This window comes from Methylorubrum sp. SL192, from assembly GCF_026672325.1.
Taxonomy (GTDB): Bacteria; Pseudomonadota; Alphaproteobacteria; order Rhizobiales; family Beijerinckiaceae; genus Methylobacterium; species Methylobacterium extorquens.
The window spans coordinates 1,100,531-1,116,049 of sequence record NZ_JAPPQV010000003.1 but is presented as its reverse complement, the minus strand read 5'-3'; the positions used below and the strand labels follow the sequence as shown (position 1 = coordinate 1,116,049).

Here is a 15,519-nt window from a genome sequence, read left to right as displayed (position 1 = left end):
TATCCTTCAAGCAACTCCCTGTGCCTGTGCCCGTCCGCACATCCCGGTGCGGAACAGGGCTTGCGCGGCGTTTGTGCCGGATCGGATCGCGCCCTCGATGGTCGAGGGCAGCCCCGTCTCCGTCCAATCACCGGCGAGAACCAGATTCCGGTAGCGCGTCGCCGCGCCGGGGCGGCGCGCAGCTTCCGCGGGCGTGGCCGCGAACGTCGCACGCTTTTCCTTGACGATCTGCCAGCTGGGCAAATCCCGTGCAAGACCGTTGAGATCCGCGATCTCGGTCCAGATGCGGCGCGCGAGATCCTCGCGGCCCTCCTCCAGCAGCCGGTCGGCGCCGCTGATGGTGACGGAGAAACGGTCCGGATAGGCGAACAGCCACTCGGTCAGGCCGCCGACGACGCCGAGCATCAGCGGAGCGCCCTCGGGCGGGCGCACGGCGAAATGCGCGTTGACGATCGAGCGGAATTCCTGCGGCGCGGGCGTGCCGGGCAGGAGTTCGCTCGCCACCCAGGGCGGCAGAGCCATGACCACCGCGTCGTCGGGACCGATCACCGTCGGCTCGTCGGTGAAGTCCAGGCGCTCGATGCGGCCCTGGCCGAGCGTCAGCGCTCGCAGCCGCCGGCCGTAGCGGATCTCGGCGCCGCGGCTCTGGAGGTAGCGCAGGGCCGGATCGACGAAGGCGGTGGACAGGCCCTCGACGGCGATGAGCGGCCGACAGGCACGCCCGCCCCCCCCGAAGGTCTCGCGCAGGATGGTGGCAGCGAGCCCGACATCGCTCTCGCGCGGCTCGGTGTTGAGCGCAGCGAGCAGGACCGGGTGCCAGAGCCGCTCGTAGAGCGGCCCCTCGCAGGACATCTTCTCGCCGATCGTGCCGCTCTGGCCCGGCTTGTTGCCGGAGGCGGCCATCAGCAGGGAGACCGGCGCGAGGTAGTCGCGCGCGCGGGTGCCTGGCACGCGCCGGCCGGCCCGCAGCACCCACCACGGCAAACGGCCCTCGTTCGGGCGCAGGGTCCAGCGCTCGCCGGTACGAATGTCGGCGAAGTCATAGACCGCCTCGTCCGGCCCGGTCAGGGCGTTGGCCGGCGCACCGATGAGGCGCATGAAGTCGAGGGACGAGCGGTTGCCCGACAGGAGCAGGTGGTTGCCGTTGTCGATAGTCAGCCCGAGCGAGGGGTCGTAGTAGGAGCGGCAGCGCCCACCCGCCTGCTTGGCGGCTTCGTGCAGCACCACGCGGCTGCCGGCCTCCGCCAGCGAGGCCGCCGCCGAGAGGCCGGCGAGCCCGGCGCCGACAACGTGAACCGTACCCGTCATCACAGAATCCCGTGGCGCAAAGCGACGAGGAGAAGGGGGAGCTTGCCCGGCTTCACCCGCGCCCGCGGGGCCGCCCAGCCGCGCTTGACCACGGCGTCGAGGTAGAGCCGGTAGGCCGCCGCCATCAGGCGGGCCGCCTTAGTGGCGCGACGCGGGCTGCGCTCGATGATCGCCCAGGTCTGGCGGTAATGCTCCTCCGCTTCCGCGGCGACCGCCGCGCAGACCTCGCCGAGGCGCGGATGCGCCAGCGCGCTCTGCGGGGTCGGGTTCATGAGCCCGATCTTGTGGAATTTCTCCATCGGCAGGTAGAGGCGCCCGCGCTCCGCATCCTCATCGATGTCGCGCAGGATGTTGGTGAGCTGGAGCGCCCGGCCCTGGTGCCACGCCAGCCTGATTCCGTCCGCCTCCGGCATGCCGAAGATGCGCACCGAGAGCCGCCCGACGGCGCTCGCGACCCGGTCGCAATAGAGGTCGAGCTTGGCTTCCGACGGGGCGACGATGTCTTCCTCCGCGTCCATCGCCATGCCGTCGATCACGGCCTGGAAGTCCTCGCGCTTGAGGTCGAAGCGGCGCATCGGCTCTTCGAGCGGCTTCACCCGCGCAGGGGGATGGCCGGCATAGAGCGCGTCGATATCGGCGCGCCAGCGGTCGAGTTCGGCCGCACGGACCTCGCGCGGGCCGCCGTCATCGGCGACATCGTCCACGACCCGGCAGAAGGCGTAGACGGCATACATCGCCTCACGCCGTTCCTTCGGCAGCAGGCGCATCGCCGTGTAGAAGGACGAGCCGGCGGCCGGCAGGGCAGCCGCTTCCGGGGTCTCGCCCGGCATCGGGGTGGCGGTGGCGCTCATCGGCCGGCTCCGGCGGGGGCGGGACGGGGCGCACGCGACCGGAACGGGCGGCGCACCAGCGTGGCGGCGATGCCGCCGAGCGCGGTGAGCGCGAAGGCGGCCTTGCCGTGATGGACTTTTTCGCTGAGCGGATCGCGGGTCAGCAGCCCCTTCGTCAGGACGACGGCGAGGCGATGGATCGCGGCGATCTCCAGGCTCAGGCGCAGGTCGTCGATCTGGTTCGGCAGCGGCGCCCCCTCCTCCAAGAGCACCAGGGTGCGCTCGGCGAGTTCGCGGATCACCGCGCGCAGTTGCGGGCTCGCCCGGTCGGCGCCCAGCATCGACACATCGGCGCCGTGCTTCCGCATGACGTCGAGGGGGATGTAGACCCGGTCGAGATCGCGGAAATCCTTGCCGCAATCCTGGAGGTGGTTGAGCACCTGCAGCGCAGCGCAGATCGCGTCGGAGGTCCGGTAGACCCGCGCCGGATCCTCGCCGTGCACGTCGAGCAGGAAGCGCCCGACCGGCATGGCCGAGTAGCGGCAATAGTGGATCAGCTCGTCCCAATCCGCGTAGCGCGACTTGCGCGCATCCATGCGGAAGGCGTCGAGCAGTTCGAGCGCGTGGGTCGGCGGCTGGCGATGGGCCGCGAGTTCGCGCTTGAGCGGCTCGACCGTGGGGTCGGAGCCGCCCTTGCCGGTCAGCGCGTCGGCCAGCGCATCGAGCATCGCGATCTTGCGCTCGGGCGAAAGCCCGGTGTGGTCAGCAACGTCGTCGCCGGCCCGCACGTAGTTGTAGAAGGCGAGGATCGCGCCGCGGTAGCGCGGGTGGATCAGGTGCGAGGCGACGGGAAAGTTCTCGTCGTGCTGGCCCTTGCCGGTGCGGGCGTCGCTGGCGGTCTGAAGCGCGGCGCTCATTTCATGTACCCCGCCTGTCGGAACCACGCGATGGCATCCTCAAGGCCCCGGCGGTAGGGCCGCGCGGAATAGCCGAGTTCCGCCCGTGCCTTGGCGTCGGAGAAGAACATCCGGTACTTCGACATGCGCACGCCGTCGATGGTGGCCAGCGGCGCCTTGCCGGTCACCCGCGCGATCTGCTCGGAGATGAAAGCGATCGGGTAGATCACCGCGTAGGGCAGCCGCGTCGTCGGCGCCTTGCGGCCGACGATGGCGGCGATGTCGGCGAGCATTTGTGCCAGCATCACGTCCTCGCCGCCGAGGATGTAGTGCTCGCCGATCCGGCCCTTGCGCAGGGCCAGGAGATGGCCCGCCGCCACGTCGTCGACATGGGCGAGGTTGAGGCCGGTATCGACGAAGGCCGGAATCTTGCCCTGCGCCGCGTCGAGGATGATGCGGCCGGTCGGCGTCGGCTTCACGTCGCGGGGGCCGATCGGCGTCGAGGGGTTCACGATGACGGCGGGCAGGCCGTCACGGGCCACCATCTCGTCGACCACGCGCTCGGCCACGACCTTGCTGCGCTTGTAAGCGCCGATGGCGGTCTCCGGCGTCAGCGGACGGGTCTCGTCGGCGGGGGTGCCGTCGTCGTGCGGTTTGATAGTGGCGACGCTCGACGTGTAGACGATCCGTTCCACGCCGGCCTTGAGCGCCTCCTCCATCAGGATGCGCGTGCCGTCGCGGTTGGTGCGGACGATCTCCTCCATGTCCGGCGCCCAGAGCCGGTAATCGGCCGCGGCGTGGACGAGGTAGCGCTGGCCGCGCATGGCGCTCGCCACCGCTGCCCGGTCGCGCATGTCGGCCTCGACGATCTCGACATCGGGCCAGATCAGGTTGGTGCGGGGCGAGGAGGCACGCACGGTGATGCGCACGCGGAAGCCGGCCGCGCGGAAGACGTCCACCAGGGCGGCTCCGAGGAAGCCGCTGGCACCGGTGATCAACACCGGCCCCGCTGGAAACGGGCCGCTTTGGGTCGGCTCTGTCATCGTGCTCGCGTGATTCACGGGTGGTCTCGCCCATCGGTCCTGGGACCAGCGGGCAAAGGGAAACGCCGCTCCGTCAACGCACCCGATTCAGGGCCCGACGGCGCGGCGCTTGTCTCACTGATGAGGCGGTGCAGCAAGCACCGCGCTTCTCAACCTCAAGCGCGGGGCGAGGCGCTCTTCAGGCAATGGCCTTCGAGCACCCGAACCCTCAAGCCAGACGCAGGCGCCCGGTCCGGCTGCCCTTCTTCTGGTCCGGCAGCGCGGCGCGGATGACCTTGAGGATGCCCTCGGCGTCGAGCCCGGCCTCGGCGTACATCTTCTCCGGCTTGTCGTGGTCCTGGTAGCTGTCCGGCAGCGTCAGCGTGCGGACCCGGACCCGGCCGGTATCGAGCACGCCGCGCTCGGCCAGCAGGTGCAGCACCATCGCCCCAAAGCCGCCGACCGAGCCTTCCTCCACCGTCACCAGAACCTCGTGGCTCATCGCCAGATCGACGATCAGCTCGGCATCGAGCGGCTTGGCAAAGCGCGCATCCGCCACCGTCGCTGCGACACCCTCGGCCTCCAGCGCGTCGGCCGCCTTCAGCGCCTCCGACAACCGCGTGCCGAGCGAGAGCAGCGCCACCCGCGCCCCTTCCGGACGCCGCACCACGCGGCCGCGGCCGATCGCCAGCGGCACGCCCGTCTCCGGCAACTCGATGCCGACCCCCTCGCCGCGCGGGTAGCGCAGCGCGATCGGGCCCGAATCGTGCGCGTGGCAGGTCGCCACCATGTGCACCAGCTCGGCCTCGTCGGCCGCCGCCATCACCGTCATGTTCGGCAGGCAGCAGAGATAGGCCAGATCGAACGCGCCCGCATGCGTGGCGCCGTCGGCGCCGACGAGACCCGCCCGGTCGAGGCAGAACCGCACCGGCAGGTTCTGCAAGGCCACATCGTGCACGACCTGATCGTAGGCCCGCTGCAGGAAGGTCGAGTAGATCGCCACGAACGGCTTGTAGCCCTCGGTGGCCAAGCCTCCGGCAAAGGTTACCGCGTGCTGCTCGGCGATGCCGACGTCGAAGGTCCGGTCGGGATGCGCCTTGCCGAACAGGTCGATCCCGGTGCCGCCGGGCATCGCCGCGGTGATTGCCACCACCTTCGGGTCGGCATCGGCCGCCTTGATCAGGCTCTCGCCGAACACGCGGGTATAGGCCGGGGCGTTGGCCTTGGCCTTGGCCTGCACGCCCGAAACCACGTCGAACTTGACCACGCCGTGGTAGCGATCGGCGGATGCCTCGGCCGGCGCGTAGCCCTTGCCCTTCTGCGTGACGACATGGAGCAGGATCGGGCCCTGATCCGAATCGCGCACGTTCTTCAGAACGGGGAGCAGGTGGTCGAGATTGTGCCCATCGACCGGCCCCACATAGTGAAAGCCCATCTCCTCGAACATCGTGCCGCCGCCGACGATCAGCGAGCGGGCATACTCTTCCGCGGCCGCCGCGCGCTGGTAGAGCGCCTTCGGCAGCAGCTTGCCCAGTTGCTTGGCGGTCTCGCGCAGTGAGCGATAGGTGCCGCCGGAGGCGAGCCGGGCGAGGTAGGCCGACATCGCGCCGACGGGGGGCGCGATCGACATGTCGTTGTCGTTGAGGATGACGATCAGGCGCGAGTGCAGCGCGCCGGCATTGTTCATCGCCTCATAGGCCATGCCCGCCGACATCGAGCCGTCGCCGATCACCGCGATCATGTTGCGGCGCTTCGGCGCCGGGCCGCCCTTGGCCTTGGCGTCCGCCTCCTCGAGGTCACGCGCCACGGCCATGCCGAGCGCGGCGGAGATCGAGGTAGAGGAGTGGGCCGCGCCGAAGGGGTCGTACTCGCTTTCCGAACGCTTGGTGAAGCCGGACAGCCCGCCACCCTGGCGCAGCGTGCGGATGCGGTCGCGGCGGCCTGTGAGGATCTTGTGCGGGTAGCACTGGTGTCCGACGTCCCAGACGATGCGGTCGTCGGGGGTGTCGAAGACGTGGTGGAGCGCCACCGTGAGTTCGACCACGCCCAGGCCCGAGCCGAGATGACCGCCGGTGATCGACACGGCGTCGATCATCTCGGCGCGCACGGCGTCGGCCACCCGCTGCAGCTCGCTCTCCGGCAGAAGCCGGAGACGATCCGGCGTCTCAAGACCCTCAAGGATCGTCGTGTCCGCTAGTGCCAAGGCCTTCACCCGTCTCTCAATGCGTTCCCGTCGGCAGGGCAGTTCCTGCAGGGGCACACGTCCGAATTCTCGAACGCGGCCTGCCTTCGGATTTCGCCCGCCTCCCCGGAAACAGCTTTCCCCGGGACATATGAACGATCATTCTAGCGCAAACCGATCACGGGATACCATGATCTTGCTGCAACAGCGGCGCGTCTTTCAGAGGATTCGGCCGCTTCGTCTGCCTTCAGAGTTAAGGCAGCCCCACGATTTCACGCGTGACGCGCCCTCAATTATGGATGAAGGCTGCGTTGATCAACATCTTGCCCACTCATCCCCGAGGCCGCCGCCCGATGCCTATCGCCGCAACGTTACCGGCCACGGTCGCGCTGGCGCTCGCCCTGATCGGTGGGAGCGCGGCCTGGGCGGCGGATGCCGGGAGGCCCCGGCCCGGCGCGGCACGCTGCTCGGACGACGTCCGCTGCCGCCGCCCGCCGGGACCGCCGGACCGTGACATCCGCCCGCTGATCGATCCGCTCGGGCGCCCCTGCGGCTTCCGCTGGCGCGAGACGCCGTCCGGCCCCCGCCGCGTCCGGGTCTGCTACTAAGCTTGCAATGGCGCTGCGTCCGCTCGCTCTGGCCCTTCTCCTTGTCGTCGTCCCGCACGCGGCTTTGTCCCAAGCCCTGCTGGAGCCCCAGGCTCTGCCGGAGGCGCCGGCCTGCCGCGCCCTGTTCGCGGACGGCCGGGCGCCGACGCTCACCAACCCGAAGCTCGCCGACCGAGCCGTCCCGCTCTGCTTCGAGGCCTTCGCCGTGCTCCATTCGGGCGTGTCGCGCACGCCGCTCTACGCCGCCGAGCGGCTGACGCGCCGGAGCGTGTCCGCCGCCCGAAGGGTCGAGCGGGCCGACGCCTTCCACGACGAGGACCGGCTGCCCGAGGACGACCGGGCGAGCCTCGCCGACTACCTGCGGAGCGGCTACGACCGCGGCCATCTGGCCCCGGCCGGCGACATGCCGAGCGCGGTCGCCCAGGCCGAATCCTTCAGCCTCGCCAACATCGTGCCGCAGAACCGGGCGGTGAACCGCGGCCTGTGGGCGGCGATCGAGGAAAGCGTGCGCCGGCTCGCCAGCGAGCGCGGCGAGATCTTCGTCGTGACCGGCCCGATCTTCGAGGGCCACTCGGTCGGCGCGATCAAGGGGCGGGTGCTGGTGCCGACCCAGATGTTCAAGGCGATCTACGATCCGCGCACCGGCGAGGCCGGGGCCTATCTCGTGCCGAACGCGGCGGGCGCGGAGTGGCGCGCGGTCTCGCTCGCGACCCTGCGGGAGACGGCGGGGCTCGACGTGTTCCCGGCTTTGCCCGAGGCGAGCAAGGCCAAGGCGATGGCGCTGCCCGAGCCGCAGGAATTCTCCCGCGGCGGCCCGGAATCCTTCGCCGACTTCCTCAAGCAACTGGCCATCGATGTCCTGCGCCGGCTCTGGCGCGAGCTGATGCGCGCGATCTTCTGAGGAGCTCCCGATGCCTCGCCGCAAAGCCGATCCTGCCCTCCCCTTCCGCCCCTTCGCGGAGGATGCCGGCGTCCAGACCTTCGCCGGCTTCTCCATCGAGAACGGCACGCGCCGCATTGCCCTGCATGGCAGCCTCGACCTCACCCGCGACCGGGCGGGGTTGAAGCGTGCGAGGGCGTTGAAGAGCCTGCTCGATGCGGTGGTTGCCACCCTCGAAGCGGAGGATCTGCCCGATGCCGTGCCCGAGGAGCCGGAGACGGCCGAGCCGGTGCGCAACCCTTTCGCCTGAGGCGCACCGCCCTCATATCAGGATCGGTATCCGACCGTCGCCTATCCGGCCTTCGCCTTGCCCCTGCCGGGCGGCCCTGATACTCGAACACGAAATTCTTCATCCGCGAGCGGACGGCGCCCCGCGCGGCATGGCTCGAGCATCTTGGCTCGACAGAGCCAGCCTCGCGCGAGAGGCCACGCATCCGCGAGCGCCGGCCCGACCGGCTTCCACGCTTCACGCAGGACGAACGCACATGGCCCGCGAATTCATCTACCACATGCGGGGTCTGACCAAGACCTATGTCGGGGGCAAGAAGGTCCTCGAGAACGTCAACCTGTCGTTCTATCCCGACGCCAAGATCGGTGTGCTCGGCATCAACGGCGCCGGCAAGTCGACGCTGCTCAAGATCATGGCCGGCATCGACAAGGATTGGACCGGCGAGGGCTTCGTCGCGCAGGGCGCGCGCGTCGGCTACCTGCCGCAGGAGCCGCAGCTCGATCCGAACAAGTCGGTGCGCGAGAACATCATGGAGGGCGTGGCCGAGAAGCAGGCGCTGCTCGACCGCTACAACGAACTCGCGATGAACTATTCCGAGGAGACGGCGGACGAGATGACCGCCCTCCAGGACCAGATCGAGGCCCAGAACCTCTGGGAGCTCGATTCGAAGGTCGATCAGGCGATGGAAGCGCTCGGCTGCCCGAGCGACGAGCAGCCGGTCGCGACCCTCTCGGGCGGCGAGCGCCGCCGCGTCGCGCTGTGCAAGCTGCTGCTGTGGGAGCCGGAACTGCTGCTCCTCGACGAGCCGACCAACCACCTCGACGCCGAGACGGTGAACTGGCTGGAGGGCCACCTCAAGCAGTATCCGGGCGCGATCCTGATCGTGACCCACGACCGCTACTTCCTCGACAACGTCACCGGCTGGATCCTCGAACTCGACCGCGGCCGGGGCATCCCCTACGAGGGCAACTACTCCGCTTGGCTGGTGCAGAAGCAGAAGCGCCTGGAGCAGGAGGGCCGCGAGGACATGGCCCGCCAGCGCTCGATCGCCCGCGAGCAGGAGTGGATCTCGGCTTCGCCCAAGGCGCGGCAGTCGAAGTCGAAGGCGCGTATCACCCGCTACGAGGAGTTGGTCGCCAAGCAGAACAACAAGGTCGACGCGGCGGCGCAGATCGTCATCCCGATTGACGAGCGGCTCGGGCAGAACGTCATCGAGTTCGAACACCTCAACAAGGCCTTCGGCGACCGCCTGCTGATCGAGGATCTGTCGTTCAAGCTGCCGCCGGGCGGCATCGTCGGCGTCATCGGCCCGAACGGCGCCGGCAAGACCACACTGTTCAAGATGATCACCGGCCAGGAGAAGCCCGATGGCGGGCGGATCGAGGTCGGCGAGACGGTCAGGCTCGGCTATGTCGACCAATCGCGCGACGCGCTCGATCCCAACGCCACGGTCTGGCAGGAGATCTCGGGCGGCAACGACATCATCTACTTCAACAAGCGCGAGATCAATTCGCGCGCCTATTGCGCGGCCTTCGCCTTCAAGGGCGGCGACCAGCAGAAGAAGGTCGGCACGCTCTCGGGCGGTGAGCGCAACCGCGTGCATCTGGCCCGCACGCTCAAGGGCGGCGCCAACGTGCTGCTGCTCGACGAGCCGACCAACGACCTCGACATGGAGACCCTGCGCGCCCTTGAGGACGCGCTGGAGGATTATGCGGGCTGCGCCGTCATCATCAGCCACGATCGCTGGTTCCTGAACCGCATCGCGACTCACATCCTCGCCTTCGAGGGCGACAGCCATGTCGAGTGGTTCGAGGGCAACTTCTCGGATTACGAGACGGACAAGAAGCGCCGTCTCGGGATCGAGTCGATCATCCCGAAGAAGCTGAAGTACAAGAAGTTTTCGCGCTGATCGCCGGATACGGGTCTCCGCCTGATCAGAGCGGAGGCCCGTATCAGCCGAGCCCGCGCGGCACTTGAGCGACAGCCAAATCCGCCATCCCGAAGGGGTCAAACGGATTTGGTATGCGTGTCACTCACACGACTTCCGCTCTCCTCCCCTCCGCCTCATCCTGAGGTGCCCGCGTCAGCGGGCCTCGAAGGATCCTCCAGATCGGTCGCGATCCCTGGAAGACCCTTCGAGGCCGCTTCGCGGCACCTCAGGGTGAGATGGATAGGTGGGTGGACGGGGGTGAACCCCTCACCACCACGCCTGCCCGGCCCCGAGCGGCGGTAGGCCGAGATGGGCTGCGACCGAGGCGCCCATATCGGCAAAGCTCTCCCGGCGGCCGAGCGCGCGCGGCGCCAGCCCCGGCCCGAAGGCCAGCACCGGCACCTGCTCGCGGGTGTGCTCCGTGCCGGTCCAGGTCGGGTCGTTGCCGTGGTCTGCGGTGATCACGCAGAGGTCGCCGGGCTTCAGCACCGCGTGGATCTCGGGCAGGCGCGCGTCGAAGGCTTCCAGTTCGGCGGCGTAGCCCGGCACGTCGCGGCGGTGGCCGTGCTCGGTGTCGAAATCCACGAGGTTGAGAAAGACGAAGCCGCCCTCCGGCAATCCGGCGAAGGCGTCGAGCGCCGCGTCGAGGCAGGCGGCGTTGCCGGCGGGCTTGATCTCGCGGCCGGTGGCGCGGTGGGCGAAGATGTCGCCGATCTTGCCGACACTCACAACCGCGCGGCCCGCAGTCTCCAGCCCGTCCAGCAGCGTCCCGGCGGGGGGCGCCACGGAAAAGTCCTTGCGGTGGCTGGTGCGGCGGAAGCCTTCCGCCGGGCTGCCGAGGAAGGGCCGGGCGATGACCCGGCCGACGCGGTAGGGATCGCAGACCTCGCGGGCGATCCGGCAGGTCTCGTAGAGCCGCTCCAGTCCGAACGTCTCCTCGTGGGCGGCGATCTGGAACACGCTGTCGGCCGAGGTGTAGCAGATCGGCTTGCCCGTCCGGACATGCTCGGCCCCAAGCGCCTCGATGATCGCGGTGCCGGAGGCGTGGCAATCGCCGAGGATACCCGGCAGCCCTGCCCGTTCAACCAGCGCCGCCGTCAGCTCCGCCGGGAAGGCGGGCTGCGTATCGGGGAAGTGGCCCCAGGCCTCCCGCACCGGCACGCCTGCGATCTCCCAATGGCCTGACGGGGTGTCCTTACCCGCGGCGGTCTCGACGGCGTGGCCCCAGAGCGCCCGCACGGGTCCGTCGGGCGCAAGCCCTGGCGGGACGCGCCCGGTGGCGCCTTCGCAGGCCAGCCCGAGGCCGAGCGCGGCGAGGTTCGGCAAGCGCAGGGGCCCGGCGCGCACGCCCGGCCGGTCGCCGCGTCCGGCGGCGCAGGCCTCCGCGATATGGCCGACCGTGTCGGAGCCGGCATCGCCGTAGCGGTCGGCGTCCGGAGCGCCGCCGATGCCGACGGAATCGAGGACGATGAGGAGGGCGCGGGCCATGGCTCAGGCCGGCTCGATCTCGGCGGTGGTCGCGGCATCCATCTCGAAGGCCGCCGCGAACAGGGTGCGGGTGTAATCGGTCTTGGGCGCCGCAAAGATCTCTTCGGCCGGGCCCTCCTCGACCACCTGGCCGTGCTGCATCACCATGACGTAGTTCGAGAGTGCGCGGACCACCTTGAGGTCGTGGCTGATGAACAGGTAGGCGATGCCGCGCTCGCGCTGGAGGTCGCGCAGCAGCGTCACGATCTGCGCCTGCACCGAGCGATCGAGCGCCGAAGTCGGCTCGTCGAGGACGACGAAGCGGGGCTTCAGGACGATGGCGCGGGCAATAGCGATGCGCTGGCGCTGGCCACCGGAGAATTCGTGCGGGTAGCGGTCCATCGCCGCCGGATCGAGCCCGACATCGGTGAGCGCCTTCGCCACCAGGGCGCGGCGCTCGTCGCCGCCCTTCACCAGCCCCTGCACGGCCAACCCCTCGGCCACGATGTCGCCGACCGACATGCGCGGCGAGAGCGAGCCGTAGGGGTCTTGGAAGACCACCTGCATGTCCTTGCGCAGGGGCCGCATCAGGGCAGGACCGCGCGCCTCGATGCGCTGCCCGAGGAACACGATCGGCCCCTCGGATTCGGTGAGCCGCAAGAGCGCGAGGCCGAGCGTGGTCTTGCCCGAGCCGGACTCGCCGACGACGCCGACCGTCTCGCCGGCCCGCACCCTGAGCCGTACCCCATCGACCGCCTTGACGTGGCCGACGGTGCGCCGGAGCAGCCCCGCCTTGAGGGGGAACCACACCTTGAGCGGCCCGGCCTCGACCAGCTCTTCGGCGTGATCGGGCACGGGGTTCGCCCGGCCGGTGGGCTCGGCGGCCAGGAGCCGCTGCGTGTATTCGTGCTGGGGCCGGGTGAAGACCCGATCGACCGGACCCGCCTCGACGATCCGGCCGGCGAGCATCACGCAGACTGAGGTGGCGATGCGTCGGACGATGCCGAGATCGTGGGTGATGAACAGCATCGCCATGCCGAGCCGCTTCTGCAGGTCGGCCAGCAGCGCGAGAATCTGCGCCTGCACGGTGACGTCGAGGGCGGTGGTCGGCTCGTCGGCCACCAGCAGGTCGGGCTCGCAGGCGAGCGCCATCGCGATCATGACGCGCTGGCGCTGACCACCGGACAATTCGTGCGGATAGGCGCCGAGCCGCCGCTCGGCGTCGCGGATGCCGACGAGATCCATGAGTTCGAGGATGCGGGCCCGCGCCGCCTTGCCCTTCAGGCCGCGGTGGATCTCCAGCACCTCGCCGATCTGCCGCTGGATGGAGTGGAGCGGGTTGAGCGAGGTCATCGGCTCCTGGAACACCATGGTGATGTCCGCGCCGCGCACCGCCCGCATCTCGCGCTCGGGCAGCGTGAGCAGGTCGCGCCCCTTGAACAGGATTTTTCCGCCCGGATGGTGTGCCGCTCCGTCGAGCAGGCGAAGGATCGACAGGGCGGTGACCGATTTGCCGGAGCCGGATTCGCCGACCAGCGCCAGGGTCTCGCCCCGCTCGATGGCGAAGCTGACGCGGTCCACCGCGCGGGTCTCGCGCGTCCCGGAGCGGAAGGCGACCGAGAGATCCTCGACGGTCAGCAGCGTATCGGACATCGAACCCCGGCGAACGAAAAACGGCCCGCCGCGATCCGGTGTCGGAGCGGCGGGCCGAGGGGTTATAGCGCGCGGGGCCGGCCGCGCGAATCGTCTTCGCGTCGCGCTACTGCGCCAGCCCGACCTGCACGAGGTTGTCGCTGAAGGTCGGCGAGTGGCCCATGCCGCCATAGGTCGAGGCGCTGATGACGTTCACCGCCCCGTCGCGGTTGAGCGAGTGCCAGTAGCCGAGCGAGGCGATCACCAGCCCCGGCGGCACCTCCTCGGTCACCCGCGCCTGCCCGTGGAAGGCGCCGCGATCGTTGAACACCCGCACCAGCGCGCCCTCGCCGATCTCGCGGCTCTGCGCGTCGGCCGGGTTGATCAGGATCGTCTGCTCCCCCTGCGCGCGGACCTTGTGCGCCTCGTTGGCGTATTGCGAGTTGAGGAAGCCGTGGCTCTTGGGCGAGACGATGTTGAGCGGGTAGCGCTCGGCCTGGGCCGGATTCGTCTCCGGCCGCTCGTTGGCCGGCACGTAGCCCGGCAGTGGATCGAGGGCCTCGCCGCCCTGGAACTGCTCGTACATCTGCCGGAAGGGCGGCGCGACGAAGTTGCCGCTCGTGACCGCGGCCTCCGAGTAGAACTCGCACTTGCCGGACGGCGTCGGGAAGTTGCCCTCGGCATGCGGCGTGCGCGTGTCCGGATCGCCGATGTTCAGGCGGTACCAGCCGTGCTGGCGGAAATGGTCCATGCCGATGCCGCCGAGCTTCGGGCTCTCCCAATCGAGGTACCATTCCATGAGCTCGGTCTCGCTCATGGAGAACTGGGGCTCGGTGAAGCCGAAGGTCTTGGCCAGCCGCCGGAACAGCTCGGCGTTCGAGACCGTCTCGCCCGGCGGCTCGATCGCCTTCTGGTTCAGGGTGAAGAAGAAGTGCCCCCAGGAGAACATCATGTCGTCGTGCTCGGCCGCCATGGTGGCGGGGAGCAGGATGTCGGCGTAGCGGGCGGTGTCGGTGACGAAATGCTCGCTGACGACCGTGAAAAGGTCCTCGCGGGCGAGCCCGCGCTTGATCTTGGCGGTCTCGGTCGAGTTCGAGACCGGGTTGGCGTTGTAGACCATCAGGGCGTGGATGCCGGGCTCGATCCCCGCCTCACCGGTGAGCACCTCGCCGAGCTTGAGCACGTTGAGCACGCGCGTGCCCTCCGGGATCAGGTCCGGCCGGCAGACCCGGTCCCAATGCACCGGGAACTCCCACAGCGGCATCTGGTAGACGCCGCCGCCCGGATCCTTCCAAGACCCTGTCAGAGCGGGCAGCGAGAAGATCGCCCGCAGCGCCTGGGCACCGCCGGCACTCCGCTCCACCGCCACGCCGGGCCGCAGCGCCGCGTTGCGGGTGGTGGCGTATTCGCGCGCAAGCTGCCGGATGTCGTCGGCCGGGATGCCGCAGATCTCGGCGGCGTATTCCGGCGTGAAGGCCTGCGCCCGTTCCTTCAGTGCCTCGAAGCCGACCGTGTGGCGGGCGATGTAGTCGTCGTCGGTCAGGCCCTCTTCGATGATGACGTGGATCATCGCCATGGCGAGCGCGCCGTCGGTGCCGGGCTTCGGCATCAGGTGCCAGTCGGCCTGGGCGGCGGTGCGCGAGCGGTAGGGGTCGATCACGATGACGCGGGCGCCGTGGCGCTGCGCCTCCTTCACCACGTGCCAGTGGTGGATGTTGGTCGAGACCGAGTTGCAGCCCCAGATCACAATGAGCTTCGACTGCGCGAAGCTCATCGGGTCGGTGCCGTTGGTCGGGCCGACGGTCAGCAGCCACGCGGTGCAGGAGCCCGAGCCGCAGAACGTCTTCTCGGCAACCGTCGCGCCGAGCCGGTTGAAGAAGGCGTCGCCGACGGTGAGCCCCTGCACCACGCCCTCGTTACCGAGATAGTTGTAGGGAAGGATCGCCTCCGCCCCGTGCGTCTCGATGATGCCGGTGAAGCGGCGGTGGATCTCGGCGAGCGCCTCATCCCAGGTGATCCGCTCGAACTGGCCGCTGCCCTTCGGGCCGGTCCGGCGCATCGGGTAGAGGATGCGGTCGGGGTTGTAATGGTGGCGGTCGAAGTCCTTGAGCTTGCCGCAGAGCGCGCCGCGGGTCATCGGATGATCCGGATTGCCGCGCACGTCGATCAGCCGCCCGTTCTCGACGGTGTAGATCATCGAACAGGTGTCGGGGCAGTCGTGCGGGCAGGCGCCCAGCCGGGTGACGGCTTCGAAAACGGACTTTGCAGCCGCCTCGGCATCGATCTCCGAGATGCGCTCTTCGAGCATCGTGTTCCTCCTCGTGAGGCCGGATCTTGGCGTCCGGCTCTTGCAAGCATCGAGCCTAGCGTGGGGAACTCCAGAAAAATAGTGCGATTCTTAGAACGCTACTAAGGTACAACCCCCTCGCGAAGCGTCGAACCCGGCACAATGATGCTCCTCAGCGAGGCAGAACC

General features: G+C 69.4%; 12 protein-coding genes. 4 read left to right on the top strand and 8 right to left on the bottom strand.

The window, feature by feature from the left end:
• Positions 1-6: 6 nt before the first annotated feature.
• From hpnE to dxs, 5 genes are all read right to left on the bottom strand, one after another.
• On the bottom strand, positions 7-1,308 hold the full coding sequence (gene hpnE / locus OVA30_RS05990; protein ID WP_268174909.1) for a hydroxysqualene dehydroxylase HpnE: 1,302 nt from the start codon (positions 1,306-1,308) through the stop codon (positions 7-9).
• Positions 1,308-2,159 (bottom strand): presqualene diphosphate synthase HpnD, encoded by an 852-nt coding sequence (hpnD, locus tag OVA30_RS05985; protein ID WP_015822526.1) that lies wholly within the window; start codon positions 2,157-2,159, stop codon positions 1,308-1,310. Before hpnD ends, hpnE begins: the two co-directional genes overlap by 1 nt.
• Positions 2,156-3,055: a squalene synthase HpnC gene (gene hpnC / locus OVA30_RS05980; RefSeq protein ID WP_015822525.1), complete on the bottom strand. Its 900-nt coding sequence runs from the start codon at positions 3,053-3,055 to the stop codon at positions 2,156-2,158. The genes hpnD and hpnC overlap by 4 nt, the downstream gene beginning before the upstream one ends.
• Positions 3,052-4,077 carry a hopanoid-associated sugar epimerase gene (hpnA, locus tag OVA30_RS05975; RefSeq protein WP_012253485.1) on the bottom strand — a complete coding sequence of 342 codons (1,026 nt, stop codon included), beginning with the start codon at positions 4,075-4,077 and terminating at the stop codon, positions 3,052-3,054. Before hpnA ends, hpnC begins: the two co-directional genes overlap by 4 nt.
• A 208-nt stretch (positions 4,078-4,285) precedes the next feature.
• The gene (gene dxs, locus OVA30_RS05970) at positions 4,286-6,259 is read right to left on the bottom strand and encodes a 1-deoxy-D-xylulose-5-phosphate synthase (RefSeq protein ID WP_268177461.1); all 1,974 of its coding nucleotides are present in this window, start codon (positions 6,257-6,259) and stop codon (positions 4,286-4,288) included.
• A 332-nt stretch (positions 6,260-6,591) separates the two neighbouring features.
• On the opposite strand from dxs, the gene OVA30_RS05965 reads away from it, so the two are divergent.
• From OVA30_RS05965 to ettA, 4 genes are all read left to right on the top strand, one after another.
• On the top strand, positions 6,592-6,846 hold the full coding sequence (locus OVA30_RS05965; protein WP_012253483.1) for a hypothetical protein: 255 nt from the start codon (positions 6,592-6,594) through the stop codon (positions 6,844-6,846).
• Positions 6,847-6,853: 7 nt separating this feature from the next.
• The gene (locus OVA30_RS05960) at positions 6,854-7,747 is read left to right on the top strand and encodes a DNA/RNA non-specific endonuclease (protein WP_268174907.1); all 894 of its coding nucleotides are present in this window, start codon (positions 6,854-6,856) and stop codon (positions 7,745-7,747) included.
• A gap of 10 nt (positions 7,748-7,757) precedes the next feature.
• Entirely contained in the window at positions 7,758-8,036 is a 279-nt protein-coding gene (locus OVA30_RS05955) for a hypothetical protein (RefSeq protein ID WP_012253481.1), read from the top strand.
• A 235-nt stretch (positions 8,037-8,271) separates the two neighbouring features.
• Complete coding sequence (ettA, locus tag OVA30_RS05950) at positions 8,272-9,924, top strand: energy-dependent translational throttle protein EttA (protein WP_003606693.1); 1,653 nt, start codon at positions 8,272-8,274, stop codon at positions 9,922-9,924.
• Positions 9,925-10,212: 288 nt separating this feature from the next.
• Here ettA and OVA30_RS05945 read toward each other — a convergent pair whose 3' ends face one another.
• The 3 genes from OVA30_RS05945 to OVA30_RS05935 all read right to left on the bottom strand — a co-directional run bounded on the left by OVA30_RS05945 (position 10,213) and on the right by OVA30_RS05935 (position 15,352).
• A complete protein-coding gene (locus OVA30_RS05945) occupies positions 10,213-11,433 on the bottom strand; it encodes a phosphopentomutase (RefSeq protein WP_268174905.1) in 1,221 nt (406 codons plus the stop codon).
• A gap of 3 nt (positions 11,434-11,436) precedes the next feature.
• A complete protein-coding gene (locus OVA30_RS05940) occupies positions 11,437-13,065 on the bottom strand; it encodes an ABC transporter ATP-binding protein (RefSeq protein ID WP_268174903.1) in 1,629 nt (542 codons plus the stop codon).
• Between the two features lie 106 nt (positions 13,066-13,171).
• Complete coding sequence (locus OVA30_RS05935) at positions 13,172-15,352, bottom strand: molybdopterin-containing oxidoreductase family protein (RefSeq protein WP_268174902.1); 2,181 nt, start codon at positions 15,350-15,352, stop codon at positions 13,172-13,174.
• Between the last annotated feature and the right edge of the window lie 167 nt (positions 15,353-15,519).